The sequence below is a fragment of the Synechococcus sp. A10-1-5-9 genome (genome assembly GCF_047716785.1).
In the GTDB taxonomy this organism is placed as follows: domain Bacteria; phylum Cyanobacteriota; class Cyanobacteriia; order PCC-6307; family Cyanobiaceae; genus Synechococcus_C.
Window position 1 is genome coordinate 69,229 of record NZ_CP180406.1, and the last position, 14,798, is coordinate 84,026.

General features: G+C 58.5%; 23 protein-coding genes. 9 read left to right on the forward strand and 14 right to left on the reverse strand.

From position 1 onward, the window contains the following. Positions 1-16: 16 nt before the first annotated feature. The 4 genes from ACLM45_RS00395 to ACLM45_RS00410 all read right to left on the reverse strand — a co-directional run bounded on the left by ACLM45_RS00395 (position 17) and on the right by ACLM45_RS00410 (position 3,025). Positions 17-1,219 (reverse strand): amidase family protein, encoded by a 1,203-nt coding sequence (locus ACLM45_RS00395; protein WP_415409990.1) that lies wholly within the window; start codon positions 1,217-1,219, stop codon positions 17-19. A gap of 51 nt (positions 1,220-1,270) precedes the next feature. Then, positions 1,271-2,140: a PfkB family carbohydrate kinase gene (locus ACLM45_RS00400; RefSeq protein WP_415409991.1), complete on the reverse strand. Its 870-nt coding sequence runs from the start codon at positions 2,138-2,140 to the stop codon at positions 1,271-1,273. Further along, positions 2,109-2,675, reverse strand: coding sequence for a hypothetical protein (locus tag ACLM45_RS00405; protein ID WP_415409992.1), 567 nt, complete (start codon positions 2,673-2,675; stop codon positions 2,109-2,111). The genes ACLM45_RS00400 and ACLM45_RS00405 overlap by 32 nt, the downstream gene beginning before the upstream one ends. Before the next feature lie 80 nt (positions 2,676-2,755). Further along, complete coding sequence (locus ACLM45_RS00410) at positions 2,756-3,025, reverse strand: hypothetical protein (protein WP_415409993.1); 270 nt, start codon at positions 3,023-3,025, stop codon at positions 2,756-2,758. 560 nt (positions 3,026-3,585) lie between these two features. On the opposite strand from ACLM45_RS00410, the gene ACLM45_RS00415 reads away from it, so the two are divergent. Then, the gene (locus ACLM45_RS00415; RefSeq protein ID WP_415409994.1) at positions 3,586-3,819 is read left to right on the forward strand and encodes a hypothetical protein; all 234 of its coding nucleotides are present in this window, start codon (positions 3,586-3,588) and stop codon (positions 3,817-3,819) included. Positions 3,820-4,367: 548 nt separating this feature from the next. Here the strand turns inward: ACLM45_RS00415 and ACLM45_RS00420 are convergent. Beyond that, positions 4,368-5,204 carry a hypothetical protein gene (locus ACLM45_RS00420; RefSeq protein ID WP_415409995.1) on the reverse strand — a complete coding sequence of 279 codons (837 nt, stop codon included), beginning with the start codon at positions 5,202-5,204 and terminating at the stop codon, positions 4,368-4,370. A 168-nt stretch (positions 5,205-5,372) separates the two neighbouring features. Here ACLM45_RS00420 and ACLM45_RS00425 point away from each other — a divergent pair, with 168 nt between their 5' ends. Further along, complete coding sequence (locus ACLM45_RS00425) at positions 5,373-5,900, forward strand: hypothetical protein (RefSeq protein WP_415409996.1); 528 nt, start codon at positions 5,373-5,375, stop codon at positions 5,898-5,900. Positions 5,901-6,016: 116 nt separating this feature from the next. On the opposite strand, the gene ACLM45_RS00430 is transcribed toward ACLM45_RS00425, so the two are convergent. The 3 genes from ACLM45_RS00430 to nth form a co-directional block, all read right to left on the reverse strand. Next, positions 6,017-6,169: a hypothetical protein gene (locus ACLM45_RS00430; protein ID WP_415409998.1), complete on the reverse strand. Its 153-nt coding sequence runs from the start codon at positions 6,167-6,169 to the stop codon at positions 6,017-6,019. A gap of 93 nt (positions 6,170-6,262) precedes the next feature. Next, on the reverse strand, positions 6,263-6,499 hold the full coding sequence (locus ACLM45_RS00435; RefSeq protein ID WP_038004786.1) for a high light inducible protein: 237 nt from the start codon (positions 6,497-6,499) through the stop codon (positions 6,263-6,265). Positions 6,500-6,557: 58 nt separating this feature from the next. Further along, positions 6,558-7,211: an endonuclease III gene (nth, locus tag ACLM45_RS00440; RefSeq protein ID WP_415409999.1), complete on the reverse strand. Its 654-nt coding sequence runs from the start codon at positions 7,209-7,211 to the stop codon at positions 6,558-6,560. 77 nt (positions 7,212-7,288) lie between these two features. Between nth and ACLM45_RS00445 the strand changes: the two genes are divergently transcribed. Then, a complete protein-coding gene (locus ACLM45_RS00445) occupies positions 7,289-7,462 on the forward strand; it encodes a hypothetical protein (protein WP_415410001.1) in 174 nt (57 codons plus the stop codon). Positions 7,463-7,469: 7 nt separating this feature from the next. Here the strand turns inward: ACLM45_RS00445 and ACLM45_RS00450 are convergent, their stop codons facing one another. Beyond that, the gene (locus tag ACLM45_RS00450) at positions 7,470-7,712 is read right to left on the reverse strand and encodes a hypothetical protein (protein WP_415410002.1); all 243 of its coding nucleotides are present in this window, start codon (positions 7,710-7,712) and stop codon (positions 7,470-7,472) included. Positions 7,713-7,778: 66 nt separating this feature from the next. On the opposite strand from ACLM45_RS00450, the gene ACLM45_RS00455 reads away from it, so the two are divergent. Continuing rightward, positions 7,779-8,006, forward strand: coding sequence for a hypothetical protein (locus ACLM45_RS00455; RefSeq protein ID WP_415410003.1), 228 nt, complete (start codon positions 7,779-7,781; stop codon positions 8,004-8,006). Here the strand turns inward: ACLM45_RS00455 and ACLM45_RS00460 are convergent. Both ACLM45_RS00460 and ACLM45_RS00465 read right to left on the reverse strand, forming a co-directional pair. Further along, positions 7,985-8,524 carry a rhomboid family intramembrane serine protease gene (locus ACLM45_RS00460; RefSeq protein WP_006040905.1) on the reverse strand — a complete coding sequence of 180 codons (540 nt, stop codon included), beginning with the start codon at positions 8,522-8,524 and terminating at the stop codon, positions 7,985-7,987. The two genes, ACLM45_RS00455 and ACLM45_RS00460, sit on opposite strands and share 22 nt — an antisense overlap. After that, a complete protein-coding gene (locus tag ACLM45_RS00465) occupies positions 8,521-9,297 on the reverse strand; it encodes an SIMPL domain-containing protein (protein WP_415410004.1) in 777 nt (258 codons plus the stop codon). Before ACLM45_RS00465 ends, ACLM45_RS00460 begins: the two co-directional genes overlap by 4 nt. Before the next feature lie 115 nt (positions 9,298-9,412). Between ACLM45_RS00465 and ACLM45_RS00470 the strand changes: the two genes are divergently transcribed. Together ACLM45_RS00470 and ACLM45_RS00475 are read left to right on the forward strand one after the other, a co-directional pair. After that, positions 9,413-10,948 (forward strand): phytoene desaturase family protein, encoded by a 1,536-nt coding sequence (locus ACLM45_RS00470; RefSeq protein ID WP_415410005.1) that lies wholly within the window; start codon positions 9,413-9,415, stop codon positions 10,946-10,948. 98 nt (positions 10,949-11,046) lie between these two features. Next, positions 11,047-11,715: a class I SAM-dependent methyltransferase gene (locus ACLM45_RS00475; RefSeq protein ID WP_415410006.1), complete on the forward strand. Its 669-nt coding sequence runs from the start codon at positions 11,047-11,049 to the stop codon at positions 11,713-11,715. Here ACLM45_RS00475 and ACLM45_RS00480 read toward each other — a convergent pair. Next, positions 11,698-11,928, reverse strand: coding sequence for a TIGR02450 family Trp-rich protein (locus ACLM45_RS00480; protein WP_415410008.1), 231 nt, complete (start codon positions 11,926-11,928; stop codon positions 11,698-11,700). The genes ACLM45_RS00475 and ACLM45_RS00480 overlap by 18 nt on opposite strands. Before the next feature lie 41 nt (positions 11,929-11,969). On the opposite strand from ACLM45_RS00480, the gene ACLM45_RS00485 reads away from it, so the two are divergent. The 3 genes from ACLM45_RS00485 (at position 11,970) to ACLM45_RS00495 (ending at position 14,072) form a co-directional block, all read left to right on the forward strand. Then, positions 11,970-12,137, forward strand: a complete 168-nt coding sequence (locus ACLM45_RS00485; RefSeq protein ID WP_415410009.1) for a hypothetical protein — start codon at positions 11,970-11,972, stop codon at positions 12,135-12,137. Next, positions 12,134-12,838 (forward strand): SDR family oxidoreductase, encoded by a 705-nt coding sequence (locus ACLM45_RS00490; RefSeq protein ID WP_415410011.1) that lies wholly within the window; start codon positions 12,134-12,136, stop codon positions 12,836-12,838. Before ACLM45_RS00485 ends, ACLM45_RS00490 begins: the two co-directional genes overlap by 4 nt. A 103-nt stretch (positions 12,839-12,941) precedes the next feature. Continuing rightward, positions 12,942-14,072, forward strand: coding sequence for an NAD(P)-binding protein (locus ACLM45_RS00495; RefSeq protein WP_415410012.1), 1,131 nt, complete (start codon positions 12,942-12,944; stop codon positions 14,070-14,072). Between the two features lie 96 nt (positions 14,073-14,168). Here the strand turns inward: ACLM45_RS00495 and ACLM45_RS00500 are convergent, their stop codons facing one another. Next, the gene (locus tag ACLM45_RS00500) at positions 14,169-14,369 is read right to left on the reverse strand and encodes a hypothetical protein (RefSeq protein ID WP_415410013.1); all 201 of its coding nucleotides are present in this window, start codon (positions 14,367-14,369) and stop codon (positions 14,169-14,171) included. Beyond that, a complete protein-coding gene (locus ACLM45_RS00505; protein WP_415410014.1) occupies positions 14,366-14,785 on the reverse strand; it encodes a DUF1499 domain-containing protein in 420 nt (139 codons plus the stop codon). Before ACLM45_RS00505 ends, ACLM45_RS00500 begins: the two co-directional genes overlap by 4 nt. Positions 14,786-14,798 lie beyond the last annotated feature (13 nt).

Consider the following 14,798-nt stretch of genomic DNA (forward strand, 5'->3'; position numbering starts at 1 on the left):
GACCTTATCCATCAGCTCAGATGGCCGCCAGCGATCTAGCGCACATCTCCAGGGTCTGAAGCAGCAGTCGGTCGTGTCCTGGAGAGGCGATCAGCCCAAGACCAAGCGGCTTGTTGTCCACTCCCCCAGTGGGAATGCTGAGTTCAGGAGCCCCGCTTAGGCCAGCCAAGGCATTGAGCAGGATGAGTTGTCCCACCAGCGAGCCCGCACCACGATCCAGGGAAAAGCTGCCGATCGCTGGGGCTGTGCACGGTGTGATCGGCTGTGCGAGCAGCCCATGATCACCCAGCAGCGTGGCCAGAGTGTCGCGGACGTGCTGACGGTGTTGAATCACCTGCTCCTGTGCACCCTTGGACCGGTTCCGCACCATCGCGAGGTTGCGTTCCAACACCGGTCCCAAGGGCAGATCGTTTGGCAGTGCTGCGAATGTGGCCGCTATCTCATCCCATTGGATCGTCTGAAACAGATTCTGGAGCTGCTGCGGATTCTTCAGACCGAAGGTCGCGAGGGGGAGCGCTTTGATCTCGCAGTGGATTGTTTGGCTGAGTTGTTCAGAGCTTTTGATCAAGGCCAAGCGGACGGGTTGTTCGAGATCCGTCCAAAGTTCAGGGATCCAGTACAGCCTTGTTGGCGCAGGAGCCTCAGCGGATTGGCGCTGTTTGTTCGAAGAAAGCAGCACCTTGGCTGCCGCTAGTAACACCTGCGGGTCACGGCTGAACAGACCCGTTGTATCGAGGCTTGGTGCTAGCGGCTGCAGTCCTTGAACGGACACCGCACCATGGCTTGGTCGCCAACCCAGCAGACCGCACCAGCTGGCAGGCACGCGAATCGATCCACCGGTGTCGGTGCCCAGTGCCAAGTCCACGTCACCCCTGGCCACAGCGGCAGCGCTGCCGCTGCTTGAGCCACCGGTGATGCACCCAGGGTTGGCACTGTTGGGGGGGCTCCCGGTCCAGGGACTCTCCCCGCTGAGACCGAAGGCAAACTCATCCATGGTGGTGCTGCCTGTGCAGATTGCGCCCGCATCAAGCAGTTGTTGAACCGCGTTTGCGTTGCTGAGGCTTGTGGATTGTCGTTCTCGCCAATGGGGGTTGCCGCAGCCTCGCCGTTCTCCTTTGAGATCGAACAGATCTTTGGCTGCGAAGGTGTGGCCCTGGAGTGGACCTCCCTCGCTTCCGGTCATCTGCAGCCGGCGAATCCAGATGGTGTCTTCTTGCATCACATGGGCCGAAGGCAACCTCGAACAGCGTTGTGTTGCGGACCGACAGTTTTAGCCATAGGGGCCGAAGCGCGTGGCGCAGGCAGCACCGCAGCGGGCGCCGAGACGGACGGCATCGCCGACCTCCCAGCCAGCGGCGAGTCCAGCGGTGACCCCTGCGGCGAAGCTGTCACCGCAGCCGTAGGACTCGACCCTGGGCCCAGGGAGGGGCTCCGGCGCGTAGCGACCTCCAGGCATCAGGAGGCCTCCATCGGCACCTTCCGTGGTGATTCGCAGCATGGGGGCGGGATCAAGGGTTCCCTCGGGAAGCTGTTCGTCGGGATCAAGGCCACTGCCGATCAAGGCATCGAGTGGAACCGATGCTTCCTGAAGCACAGGCAGACGCAGTCTTGGCGTTGCTGTCAGCACCTTGGCGGTGCGGGCAAGGCGCAGGCCAGCGGCATCGGTCGCTGATACGAACACGCCATCGCAGTCCGCGAGTCGTTCCCAGCCGAGGGCATCCTGCGCGCAGGGGGTGAGTCGATCTCCGATCACGGTGATGGCACGGTCGCCGCCTGGATCCATCAAGCTGATGCCATGTCGGCTCGGAGTGTCACGCCAGGCGATGACTGGCTCCACCCCCAGCTGCCTGAGCCGTTGTTCACTGCGATGTCCGATCGCATCGCTGCCGAGTGCGGTGAAAAACAGCACTCGTCTTCCGGTGAGACGTGCTAGCTGAACAGCCACCACCGCACCGGCGCCCGCCGGTTCCTCGAGGGATCGGCAGGCCCGGCTGATTCGGCCGGGCTGGGGGAGGCAGTCCACCTCCAGAAAGGTGACCCATTCCTGATGGCCGATCACGGCCAGGTTCAACGCGGACAGGTCTGGCAGGTCGCTCAAAGCCACAGAGTTAAGGGACGGGCAGGATGGACTGGGCTGCATCCCGAAGGCGGACATTGATCTTGCCGCCCACGGAGTTCACCTTGACTCCGCCGGTGATGTTGAGCGTCTCCCCATCGGGAGTGCTCACCTGAAGCGTTTCCCCATCAACCGCCCGAATTGAAACTGGGTTGGAGACCTCAGAGACGACAATGGGGGAGGCCACGTTCACATCACTGTTGACCTCCAGCGGCGTGCTGGTGTCCACCTGGATCGACCGGCTTAAAGCGACTCCATCTGGAATTTTGACGCTTCCACTCACTGGAAGAACCTTGGCTGCCTCCACAGACAGTGCCCCTTCGCTCTTGACGCGCACTGGGGTTTTGAACTGCTCCACGCTCACTCCACCGACGAGCTTCACCGGCAGAGGCTGACTGAGGGGCAGACCGATGGGGATCGGTTTTCTCAGAATCTGCACGGCAGCGATGGCCACGGCCCAGGCCGCCAGCACCACAGCTAGAGGCCAGCGACTGGCCATGAGCAGTTCGAACCAGCGGGGATCGTTCGTACGCGTTCGCGTGTCACCGCGCTCGGTCATGGCAGCCGTTCAATGCAATCAACTCGGTTGTACCGGGTTCTGGACGCGGCAGCATGACTTTGAACGCTCTTTTTTGTCGCTCAGAGTTCGTACTCCCCCTCGAATTGGGCCAGCAACCCTTTGTAGAGGGCAAGCGTTCCCTCACTTTCTTCTGTGAAACCTTCGGTTTCATAGAGCTGGGCTAGATGGGTGCTGGCCATGTGCACGCGAGAAAACGCTTCCGCGTACTCGTTCTGGATGTCTTCTTCTCGGATATCCCGAATCATCGCGGAGATGAATTCAACCTTTTTCTGGGCGGCTTTGATATCAGCCTCCATCTCCTTGCTGAGCTTGCGGCGCTTGCGAGGCATGCCTCTGATCTGACAGCCCTCAACCCTAATGCATTCTCGCGTCTAAGACATAGATGGGAAGAATTGGAATCGATTGCAGCGCAGTCGTTCTTGAGCGTCTGTGCCTGCAAGGATTTGCTGGAGTTTGCTTTTAGTTACTCGCGTTGTTACTTCTTGCTTTGTTATCTGATTTTGATCGATCAACAGGGGGTGATGAGGGCAATGGGTGGTTGCAGCGCCGGCACTCAGGGCTTAGCGTGATGATACAACAGTACTATCAGTGAAGGAAGCGTGAAGGAGTGGCCATTCGTGGATGACCGTGATCTGGAGAGCTTCAACGGGGCGCAGAGTTGCTCGAGTTGCAGCAGCTTTAGGTACGTATCCCTGGCTCAATGCCAGGTGCTGGGGTCTTGTCATCTGAAGCAGCGGCTTCTGCCGCCTGGAATGCAGCTCATCCGTAAGTGCAAGGCCTGGTCCCACGCCACGCCTTGGGCGATGGGCTCCACTTCTGCAGCTGAGGTTTAATTACGAGGTGCTGACGCTAGATCTAAATTTAATATTCACCGTCTGCAAAAGCGTTGATGGCCTGGGAATACACGCAGCTCCGTTTTGTTCCACGCGGTAAAAGCTGGACAGGTGAAATTGAAGAGCTTTGGTTGGACGACAAGCAACTGATCTCCAGGAACCAACCGCAACAGGTGAGTCTGGTAGAGCTGATGAATGAGCTTGGTTCCCAGGAGTGGGAGCTGGTGACTTATGCCCAGCCCTTCACCGGCTACCACGGGGGCTGCTACACCTTTAAACGCCAACGCTGAGATCAAAAAGGGGAGGGCATTCCCAGGGCCTCCCCAATAGGCGCAGTGCCGTCCGGACTTCTGGCTGCGCTCACCTCAGTGTGGTTCATAGCGATACACGCTTGCCAGGGGTAAATCACCTACTTATGGGCCGATACGGAGACGGGCACGGCTGGTCTGCATTGGGCAGCGGCAGCTGAGCCGTGTCCCGAAGGGGAACGGGCTATCTGCCGGGGCAGTAGTGGGCCGTCAGCCAGGCTTCAGTTCATTTCTTATGTGCAAAACGATTGTGCGCTGATGAGTCTCGAGTTAAGTGCGGTGGCGTCGCGGATGCGTTACGGATGCGTGCCGTCGCCTTAGCTGTGGTTCTGCCAGTCGATTTGCCTGGATTATCAAGGGTGTGTAACTTTTGATTGGCTGTTGGGAATTGTTCTTAATAAGTAAACAGCCATAAGTTATTCGTTTGATGCGTATGTAATACATACGATTAACGTACGCCGCCGTGCAATCCGGTGGCTTCCTAGCTCTAGGAATTTGTTTTGAGAAATTCTGCAGAGCATTTAATTCTTTTAGCTATCTGTTTGTTTAGAGCTGTTCTTAATCCAGAAGTCTTTGGGTGCGGTGCGGTTATGAGCCTGCTGTTCACTGCTGCAGAACCGCTTGCCTTTAACAAACTGAGCCTCGGTTTTGGCTTCTTCAATGTGTTCTTGCATCTTGAGTTCTGTGTATTCCTTCTCTGCTTTCTCGATGTCGAAGTGCTCGTGCTGACCTGGTTCTGTTGCTAATCCTTTCTCTCCTGGGGCCATATCCCAGATTGCTTTCTTCTTTTTCTTGGGGAGTCCTGGTTTGCGTTGCTTCAGGTTTCTGCGTAAGCCGTGCTCGTCGGCCCATTCTTCTTTGGGCATCGGCTTGAACTTATCTGATGCTGGTTCGCCAGTGATATCTCGTGCAGTACGTGCGGCTTCGAAGAACAGGGCTTGTTCTTTCTCTTGTGCTTCTTGTTTATCTGTGACGTAGTTCTGATAAAGCAGGTCAACTCGCTGACGGATTTCGTCCATCTCTTCTCGGGTGAATTTGTGCTTACCCGTGATGCCTCCTATTTTGTGAACGAACTCGTCAACGTCAAGGTCTGGAATACCGCTGCGTGCTTCTGCTCTTTGGCGAATGCGTTGCTGTGCTTTAAGCCTTAGCTCTTCTGCTGAGAGGTCCTGATATCCACGGAACACTTCAGTAATCGTTCGCTGCTGATTACTTTCGAGTGGGCTGAGGATTGCAGCCATCAGCGGTACATCTTTCTCTGTAAGAGTTACTGTTGCTGCGACTGCTACTTGGCATGTGTTTCCTTTGAAAAATGCTGGTGCTTCAAGCACGGCAACAGGCCGCACTGAATTTACAGTGTTGAGCATTTGGCAACTCCTTTAATGAGGAAATTTTTTCTTTCATGCGGAATAGGCTCACGCCCATATAGATGATCACTTGCCTATGTGAATACATTGGCTATAAATATTTAATTGTGTGGGATATCTTCTCAATGCTTGCTACATTTTCTTTGTAGTCTTTAGGAACCTTTTGCTATGCGGCAGCTCATAGCACCATTGGTATTGTTATTGATTGCCATCGGCTTTTGGCTGTCTGACCGACCTACTGCTGATACAGCCGGCAGCGGCGAGAGTTCTGCGGATATCACAACGGATGATACGGACGTAGCGAAGAAGAAAGCGGACACTAAGGGTTCAGTAGATACGATAGTGTCAGATGACATCTTTCCTCAGAAATATTTGACCAATTGGGAGACTGATGAGGGATTGCTGTCTTTGATGCGAGCTCCTGATAGCAAAACTATTCGGGGAATTTATTTTCACCCTGTTCGCACTAACGAAATAAGGGGAAAGGTAGTCACTTCATACATTAGCAGGCGTTCTGCGGCGACATTGACAGGTTTCTGGTTTCAACCTGTTTCAGATAAGAAGTGCAATTTTGAAAAGAACGGAACTTATTATTGGGGAAGACTGGCCTTTATGTTTAAAGATAATAGCTTTAAGGGGATATGGGGCTATTGCGGTGACGAGGCTAATTATTACTGGAATGGTAAGCGTGCGTAAGCATTTTGGATTCTATTAAAAAAGCGCCTAGTTTTCTAAGCGCTTTTGAAGTGTTGCCACCCACAAACTCTGCTGAATGCAATCAACTGAACTAGACAGATTTGATTTGACTGACTTCATATTGGCTCAGCTTCACGCTTTGCTTTCACATGCTGGTAACGCTGCTTGCCTGCCTGTATTTGAGCAGTCCTTGGATTGCTTTTCTTAATACAAGCAGCAAGGAAGCCGTTTTCCAGAATCACAAGTTCCACGATGTTGCGATCAGCCATTTTGTGCAGAGACTCTTCGGCAAACTCTGCACAGTCACGACGTGGATGCTCACCGCCCTCAACCCTAGAGCTGAGGGTGGAAGGTGGTGTCGATCAGAAGCAGAAGGGCAAATACTGGGCGCTGCAGGCGGCGTAGCCGTCAACCAGTGGGCCTAGGCCGATCTGATGCAGGATTCCTTGTCCAGTCAGCCCTTCGGTGATCACGCCGATCACAAAGCCGAGCATGGCGGCTCGTCCGTTGAAGCGCTCGACCCGTTCCAGCTGCTCCTCATGAATGGCCCGGGCTGCGGAACCTTGAAACCAGCTGTCTTGCGCAGAATTACGTGTCATGACTTGCTTTCGCTCGTATTGCAACAAATCCTAACAGTTGTTTGACGAATGGCTCCGATCAGGGCTTTTTCCACTCCACTGGCTGTCTGCGCCTGGGATAGAGCTCGCGGCAGAGCGGGCACACGGTGCCATCGCAGCCGCGGGCTGTGCAGTGGTCCCGTCCATAAAAAATGATCTGCAAATGGAGTCTGTTCCAGGCGTCCTTGGGAAACAGACTTTTGAGATCCTTTTCCGTCTGCGCCACTGAGTCACCACTGCTCAGTCCCCAGCGCTGGGCCAGGCGATGGATGTGGGTGTCGACCGGGAATGCCGGCACTCCGAACGCCTGAGCCATCACCACGCTGGCGGTTTTGTGGCCCACGCCCGGCAGGGCTTCCAGCTCCTCGAAGCTGGCTGGAACCTGGCCTGCATGCACATTCACAAGGATGTGGGCCAGCTTGTGAACATTTCTCGACTTGGTTTTGGCCAGGCCAAGCTGGCGGATGTGGGAGAGGATCTCTGCTTCCTCCAGGGCGGCCATCGCCTCCGGGGTGGGGCCAGCGGCAAACAATGCCGGTGTCACCTCATTGACCTTCTTGTCGGTGCACTGGGCACTGAGCAGGACCGCAATCAACAGGGTGAAGGGATCGCTGTGGTCGAGGGGGATCGGTGGCTCGGGATAGTGCGCGTTCAATCGCTCCAGAACCACGGCTGCCCGCTCGCGCTTCTTCATGACGCTGAAACGAAAACGCCATCGTTGCAGCGCTTTCTTCCGGATGCGAGCATCAACTACTGCTGACGGCACAGTTGATGAGCTCCCAGGAGTCCAGACCCGAATCCGACACGCTGAACGCCTATGAACGGGTGGTGCAGAAAGAAGAGGAAGCGGCGGAGAGGCGGGCGAAGCCTAAAGATGCAAAAGAGGATGACCCCAGTGATCTCTACCGACAGCACAGCCATCAGCAGTCGATGGAGGGAGGCTGAAGCTGAATCAGGACCCGGGTTGAATCGCTTTCTTCACAGACTCAACACCCTTCTGGATTGCTTCGGCGGGTGCCTTGATCATCTGCTGCTTGGTGTTTGACCAGATGTTGATGGCGTACACAATGGATCCACCGATGATCAGCGCGGCTACCACCAATCCGAAGCCGTTGCCTCCCTGTTTGATCACAACGGGTTGTTGCTGATCCTGTTCGCTCATGGCCATGGTCATTCCTGAAAGGGTTGTAGCCATGGAATTGTGCTCAAGCTGCTGATTTGGATCTGATCTACGGTCAATCTCGATGCGGCCTTCACCTCCTTGAACAGCACAACCCGTGGAGTGATTTACGTGTCGGTGTGGGTGGTGATCTGGGGCACCGCTTCGTCACTTGTTGACTGGCTTCTGCTCAATGCCGACCTCTATGAGATCGGCAGTTTTGGTCAAGTTGCCACCTTCATCGGCTATGGAGCGGCCGCTGCTGTTTTGGCGGTTAAGACGTCGGGACGTTTCCTAAGCAGTGGTCGTCAGGATGACCCTGACGCCTGAGGCTCTTTCTGAACGACTTTCGCTGTGATCAGTCCGGCAATGAATCCCGTGGCATGGCCGATCCAGCTCACGCCTGCGGGAGAAGCCCAGGGAAGAAGTCCGGGCAAGGCACTGCCGAACAGCACCAGCGTGATCAGGCTCAACAGGATGGCGAAAGGCCGCCGTTCGAGAAAGCCGATCAACAGCAGGTAGCCGAGGAGGCCATACACCACGCCCGAGAGGCCATGGGCGCCGACGGGCCAGAAGAGCCACACCGGGATCTCCATCAGGATGACCGCGATCCAAACGGCGACATAGGCCCTGGTGTTGCGCGCCAGCACCAGGTAACTGAGGGGAAGAAACACCAGGCTGTTGGCGAGCAGATGCCCAAAGCCTCCATGGCTGAAGGGGGCCGTGACAAGCGACCACCAGGGTGTCCCCGGGCCCATGGCCAGGTTCCAGCGACCGGCGAACACCAGTTGATCGATCAGCTCCTGGAGCCAGGCGATGCCGAGGAGGACCAGCGGAAGCGCGATCACTGCACGCGGAACGTGACACCCATCACGGCGGTGATGTCTTTGTCGATTGTGCGGGTGTCGTAGGCGCCGTAGCGGCCCATGTCGGTTGAATTCGGAACCGTGATCTGAAACGTGCCCGTATCGGCTTTGGTGATCGCTCCGATCCCTGACCCTGCCTGACGTGCAATGGCCACGGCGCGTTTGCGCGCGTCCGCTGTGGCTTTGGCGAGCATGTCGACCCGCTTGTCGGCGAGTTTGGTGTAGGTGTAGGCGGGCGGCTGAATCGTGAGCGAAACGCCATCACCCACCAGTGAACCGATGGATCGGGACACCTTGCTGATGAGGCTGACATCGGGCGTGCTGATTCGGATCGGCTGCCGGGCCGACCACTCGGTTTTGATCAAGGCTCCGTTCACGCGGTTGCGGATGTCATTGCTCGACGATTCGAGCACCGCGAGCTGAACCGAGCCATCGGGGACGCCCTGCGTACGCAGAAACGCCAATGTTCGCTGAAGATCAGGCTGCAGGTCTTGATAAGCGGCCTGTTGGCTTGTTCCGCTGCCTAGTACAACCACGGTCCAGTCGGCGAAGTCACTGCGGATGCGTTCCGTGCTGGCTCCCGTCACGGTGATGGTGTCCGCGGCTGTGCGTACCCCTTTCACGGCCACAGCACCGGCCACCACCAGTCCGGCACTGAGCACCACCATGGGCAGCACCAGCGGGGGCGTCCTGCGGATCCATCCAAGGAGGCCGCTCGCCGGTTCGCGTTGGGACTGCGTCTCGGTTTCGCCCACTGAATAACTCTTGTTCGTATCAAAACCCTAGGGATTGGGGTGTCTTCCGGCATGTCCGTAACGGAACGGAGCTGTGACCGGCTATGAATCCTTCACCGCTTCTCCGATTCCCTCAATGACCTCCAAAACTGAGGTGATCGTGATTGGGAGCGGCATCGGCGGTCTGTGCTGTGCAGCTCTCTGTGCTCGCGCTGGCCATGAGGTGCTCGTCCTGGAGGCCCATGGGGCCGCAGGCGGAGCTGCCCACGGCTTTCAGCGCCAGGGTTATCACTTCGAATCCGGTCCATCGCTTTGGAGCGGACTGGGCCGGTGGCCCAGCAGCAATCCTCTCGCTCAGATTCTTCGAGCTCTCGATGAACCCCTCGAGGTGATGCCTTACCGGGACTGGGATGTTCTCTTCCCAGAAGGCCACCTTCGGATCGGTGTTGGCGCCAAAGGCTTTGAGCAGGTGGTGCAACAACTTCGCGGTGATGCGGCCTTAGATGAATGGCGACGTTTCGCCAGGATGCTGCAGCCGATCGCAGCGGCGGCTGATGCCCTTCCCCTTCTGGCGCTTCCAGCGGGAGGAGTCGATGGAATCGGGCCCCTTTTCAGACGCAGTGGCCGTTTGTTGCCTCACCTTCCGGCCCTTCGGCATCTCACCGGTGCCTTTGGACCTCTTGTGGACCGTCATCTGACGGACCCCTTCTTACGCCATTGGGTTGATCTGCTCTGTTTCCTGATCAGCGGAATGCCGATGGCGGACACCAATGCTGCGGCCATGGCCACCCTGTTCGGGGAGTGGTTTGATCCCGACGCCTGTCTTGACTTTCCCAAGGGTGGAAGTGCCGGTGTTGTGAACGCTCTTGTGCGGGGCTTGCAGAAGCATGGGGGGACGTTGCGACTGGGTGCCCGGGTGAAACAGATCAGGCTTGATGGCGATCGGGTGATCGGCGTGGATCTCACCAACGGCGAGCAACTGGATGCTGATCATGTGGTGAGCAATGCCGACGCCTGGAGCACGGCGGCGCTGCTGCCTGAGAATGGGACGTCGCGATGGCGTCAGGAGCGTTTGAACACGCCCGCTTGCGGTTCATTCCTGCATCTTCATCTCGGGTTTGATGCTTCTGGGCTGGACGATCTGCCGATTCACACCGTCTGGGTCGGGGACTGGGAGCGTGGCATCACCGCGGAGCGCAACGCGGTGGTGGTGTCGATTCCGTCGGTGCTTGACCCCGGCATGGCCCCTGCCGGTCAGCACGTGCTGCATGCCTACACACCAGCGAATGAACCCTGGGAGCTCTGGAGCGGGTTGGATCGCTCCACGCCGGACTACGAACGCCAGCGTGCGGATCGCTGTCAGGTGTTCTGGCATGTGCTGGAGCAGCGCATTCCGGATCTCCGTAGCCGGTGCCAGGTGGTCATGGAGGGCACACCCCTGACCCACCGCCATTATTTGTCGGTGCACAACGGCAGCTACGGCCCGGCCCTTTCCGCTGCTCAGGGCCTGTTCCCTGGAGTGCAGACCCCGGTGAAGGGGCTTCTGCAGTGCGGTGCCAGCACGTTTCCTGGAATCGGTATCCCTCCGGTGGCTGCCAGCGGTGCGATGGCAGCCCATGCCATCACCGGAAAGAAAGCCCAGGCTGAGTTGCTCGAAAGCCTGGCGCTCTGACGACCCTCCCCTGAACAAGTCCAAGGAGCGATTGGCCTTAGGGACACGCGCTTTCCCTTTTCTTTCCTTAGGTTCCGCGCCGATGTCGAGGGCTGCCAGTGGTCGTTCAGGTTCTCAGTGCCAACGAGCGCTACAAGCTGGATGGCAGTGATGACGCACTCTTCTACAGCGAACCCCGGTTCGTTCAGCATCTGGATGCTGGCTTCAGAGGGCGACTGACCCAGCTCTACAGCGAGCGCATCCCCGGTTGTGCTGTTGTTCTCGATCTGATGAGCAGCTGGGTGAGTCACCTCCCTGACGACCAGCGTTACGAACAGGTCATCGGCCATGGCCTCAACGCCCAGGAGTTGCAGGCCAATCCCCGCCTCGATCGTCATTGGGTTCAGAACCTCAACGAGTTGCAGTCGTTGCCCCTTGACGACAGCAGTGTGGACTGCACCTTGATTGTGGCGGGTTGGCAGTATCTGCAGCAACCGGAAGCCATCGCCGAGGAGCTTCTCCGAATCACCCGCCCCAACGGCCAGGTGATCGTGGCCTTCAGCAATCGCATGTTTTTCACCAAAGCTCCCCAGATCTGGACCGACGGAGCGGACGGCGATCATCTCCGCTACGTCGCTGAGGTGCTGATGGCCCAGGGTTGGCCCAAGCCGGAACTGGTTGCTGAGGAAACCCGCAAGCCTGGTCCCATGGGATGGTTGGGCGGAAAGGGCGATCCTTTCTTTGCGGTGATCGCTACCAAACCCGTTCCATCAGTTGTCTCCTTCTGATTCGTCAGGGGGAATCGACTGCCAGCCACTGTCCCAGAGCGATCGGTCGCGGAGCTCTCTCCAGCTGAGGCGAAGCCGCACCTCGGGGGTGAGAACTGAGCACAGCTCAACCCAGCGCTCCGATCCCCGTCCCCCCTGGAGCACGAGGCGGAAGTGGCGTCTCCCTTCTCGGGGGATGCGGCTTGTCCATGCTTTGGTTGCTTTCCAGCTCACCTAGCCTTCGTTCATTGCCTGCAGCTCATGATGCCGCTGCTTTGGGCTCGCCTGTTGCCAATCGTCAGCCGGGCATGACCACCATCGGCTACTGGGATCCCCAAACGGATCTTGCCGCGTTGCTGAAGATCATGGAGGGACAGGCTGCTGCAGCCTTGGCAGACTTGCGGGCGATCCTGGCCGATGTGATCAAGGAGACCCTGCCATGAGCCCGCGCACGATCGCCATCAGTGGAGCGTCTGGCAAGACTGGATTCAGAATTGCCGAAGAGGCGCTGGCGGCTGGAGATCAACCGCGGCTGCTATTGCGCGCCGATTCACAGATCCCAGCGTCGCTGGAGGGTTGTGAGCAGCACCGTTTGAGCTTGATGGACTCCTCCTCCCTGGATCGGGCCCTCCGTGGCGCGGATGCGCTTGTGATCGCCACCGGAGCGCGTCCGTCGGTGGATCTCACTGGTCCGATGCGTGTCGACGCTTGGGGTGTGCAGCGGCAGCTGGAGAGTTGCCAACGGGTGGGGCTGCGCCGTGTGGTGCTGGTGAGCTCTCTCTGTAGCGGACGCTGGAGGCATCCACTCAACTTGTTTGGGCTGATTTTGGTGTGGAAGCGCGTGGGGGAACGCAGTCTTGAACGCAGCGGCTTGGATTGGACCGTGATCCGCCCGGGCGGGCTTTCGGAACGGGAGGAGTCGCTCGAGAACGAGGGCGTTGTCTGGACAGGGCCAGATCAACAGGAGAGTCAGTCCATCCCCCGGCGCCTGGTGGCCCGTTGCTGCCTTGAGGCCTTGGATACGCCGGGATCGATCGGTCGGATCCTTGAGGTCACAAGTAACGCTGGGCAAACCGTGCAACCGCTATCGAAGGCGATGTTGAGTATCGATTCCTACGGCACAACCAAGGGCACCGCGCGATAAATAGTCCGTCAAAGGGCATTGCTCTGGGGCGCAAATCGGGAGATCCAAGACGGGCCAGCACCCGTCTTTTTTATTCAGACTCTCCGCACAGAACGGCGTGCTCATGGCTGATGTGGATCTGGCGGTGATTGGCGCCGGCCTTTCGGGCTGTGCTCTGGTGTCGGCTCTTCGCCGCAACCACACGTTTGACTCGATGGTGATCTTCGAGGCCGGACGCGGGCCGGGAGGCCGTTGTGCAACGCGACGCCGGCGGGATGATGCCCTCTGGCGACTGGATCATGGGGCACCGACCCTGAGCTTCAGCGGTTCACCCCAGGGACGGTTGGGCGCGCTGGTTGGCGATCTCTGCGATCGCGGGGTTCTGGCTCCGGATGCTGGTCCCGTGTTCGGTCTCGATGGGGATGGCGCGCTGTGTGAGCTTCCCGCTCATCCGTTGCTTTGCGGTCCGCGCTGGCGCGGCCAGCCCACCATGGCCGCCGTGGCCGAAACGCTGTTGGCAGACGCTGGTGACGCTGTCTTTACCTGCTTCGGGGAGCGGATCAGCAAGCTCAGCTGGGAGGACGGACGCTGGTTGCTGCCCGGTGGCTGGCGGGCACACACGCTGGTGTTGAGTGGAACACTGCTGGCCCATCCGCGCTCGCTGGCGATGCTGGGCTGGCCCGATGTTCCATTGCGCAGCGCTGTGGCTGTTGGGGTTGATCCCGGACTTGATGCAGCCCTTGAGTTGATTGCCGTGATGACGGCCAGCGTGCGCTGGAACCTGATGCTGGAGTTGCCTTCGGTCACTGGCGATCCGTTCTCCAGCAATCCGTTTCCCAGACAGATCTGGCTCACAGCGGAGGCTCGGGATCATTGCGGTGTCGAACGGCTGGTTCTGCATCAACAGAGTGGTGGCCGCCTCGGTTTGGTGGTGCATGGCCTCGACGATGGTGCTGCGATCAGGCCGGACACCCAACCGGATCTGCTCGTGCATCACGAGAATCGACTGCTGGCGGTTTTGCCCCAGCTGCTTGTGCCGTGGCCTGCCTTGCAGGCAGCTCTCCCTGGGGCGCGAAGCCTCGGGGTGATGCGCTGGGGTGCGGCGCAGCCCCTGGATCAAGCGCTGCCCAGGTCTCTGCAGTGGTGTCCGCAGGCCCGGGTGGGCTTCTGCGGCGACTGGATTGCTGGCGCAGGCTTCGGGATGGCGGAAGGCGCTCTGCAGAGCGCGCTGGATCTGGCAGAAACGCTGCAGTGATGCGTCCGGTGGCTGAAGCAACACTCAGATTTGTTTCATCAGCTAAAAAAAATCCCGAGATTGCCCGCTGAGGCTGGCTGTGTTCCGGATCGCGCGTCAGAACTGAGGAAAGGCTTCCTTCCATGCGATCGCATTTTCAGCCGGTTCGGCTTCACGCCAGCGTCCACGACGATGACCCCTGCCAGTGCGCTGAATGTGTTGCCTTGCGAGGTCGCCTGCAAACCATGGTTCTGTCGGCACCGGGGCGATCGACATCGAGGCGTCCCAGCGCGGAACATCGCTGAGCGTTGGTTTCAAGGTTGGTTGAAGCCTTGATTCTGTAGCGCTTGGGCCAGGGTCTGAAGGCGTTGAGCATTCACCCCAAGATCCGAGTCCCCCAGGCGTGAAATAGATCGGGCTTCGATCCGTTCGGGTGTGGATGCATTGAGCTCCAGATCATCAACAAAGCCGAAGATGCGGCTGCTGAAGGTGGCATGGAGGTAGGCATCCTCCCGACTGATCACCTCCGCTTGGGGTGTTGATTCGATCAGTGTGGTGAGGCTCTCCAGTGCTGCGCTGGAATCCGTCACAGCCCATTCGACCCGCGCGCAGTGCGCTGGCCCAGGGCAGGCGCTGAGATGGCCTCCATTGACGCCCAGATCCTCTGGCACCGGGCCGACCAGATGAAACAACGCGAGCACCAGGGGGAGAGCGAAGAGAGCAAACGCGGGCATGACTTGATGATGA

Excerpts from the sequence above, each read along its gene's own strand:
- ACLM45_RS00395 (WP_415409990.1), bottom strand. The coding sequence starts at position 1,219 with ATGCAAGAAGACACCATCTGGATTCGCCGGCTGCAGATGACCGGAAGC.
- ACLM45_RS00400 (WP_415409991.1), bottom strand. The coding sequence starts at position 2,140 with ATGCAGCCCAGTCCATCCTGCCCGTCCCTTAACTCTGTGGCTTTGAGC.
- ACLM45_RS00405 (WP_415409992.1), bottom strand. The coding sequence starts at position 2,675 with ATGACCGAGCGCGGTGACACGCGAACGCGTACGAACGATCCCCGCTGG.
- ACLM45_RS00410 (WP_415409993.1), bottom strand. The coding sequence starts at position 3,025 with ATGCCTCGCAAGCGCCGCAAGCTCAGCAAGGAGATGGAGGCTGATATC.
- ACLM45_RS00415 (WP_415409994.1), top strand. The coding sequence starts at position 3,586 with ATGGCCTGGGAATACACGCAGCTCCGTTTTGTTCCACGCGGTAAAAGC.
- ACLM45_RS00420 (WP_415409995.1), bottom strand. The coding sequence starts at position 5,204 with ATGCTCAACACTGTAAATTCAGTGCGGCCTGTTGCCGTGCTTGAAGCA.
- ACLM45_RS00425 (WP_415409996.1), top strand. The coding sequence starts at position 5,373 with ATGCGGCAGCTCATAGCACCATTGGTATTGTTATTGATTGCCATCGGC.
- ACLM45_RS00430 (WP_415409998.1), bottom strand. The coding sequence starts at position 6,169 with ATGGCTGATCGCAACATCGTGGAACTTGTGATTCTGGAAAACGGCTTC.
- ACLM45_RS00435 (WP_038004786.1), bottom strand. The coding sequence starts at position 6,499 with ATGACACGTAATTCTGCGCAAGACAGCTGGTTTCAAGGTTCCGCAGCC.
- nth (WP_415409999.1), bottom strand. The coding sequence starts at position 7,211 with ATGAAGAAGCGCGAGCGGGCAGCCGTGGTTCTGGAGCGATTGAACGCG.
- ACLM45_RS00445 (WP_415410001.1), top strand. The coding sequence starts at position 7,289 with ATGAGCTCCCAGGAGTCCAGACCCGAATCCGACACGCTGAACGCCTAT.
- ACLM45_RS00450 (WP_415410002.1), bottom strand. The coding sequence starts at position 7,712 with ATGGCTACAACCCTTTCAGGAATGACCATGGCCATGAGCGAACAGGAT.
- ACLM45_RS00470 (WP_415410005.1), top strand. The coding sequence starts at position 9,413 with ATGACCTCCAAAACTGAGGTGATCGTGATTGGGAGCGGCATCGGCGGT.
- ACLM45_RS00490 (WP_415410011.1), top strand. The coding sequence starts at position 12,134 with ATGAGCCCGCGCACGATCGCCATCAGTGGAGCGTCTGGCAAGACTGGA.
- ACLM45_RS00495 (WP_415410012.1), top strand. The coding sequence starts at position 12,942 with ATGGCTGATGTGGATCTGGCGGTGATTGGCGCCGGCCTTTCGGGCTGT.
- ACLM45_RS00505 (WP_415410014.1), bottom strand. The coding sequence starts at position 14,785 with ATGCCCGCGTTTGCTCTCTTCGCTCTCCCCCTGGTGCTCGCGTTGTTT.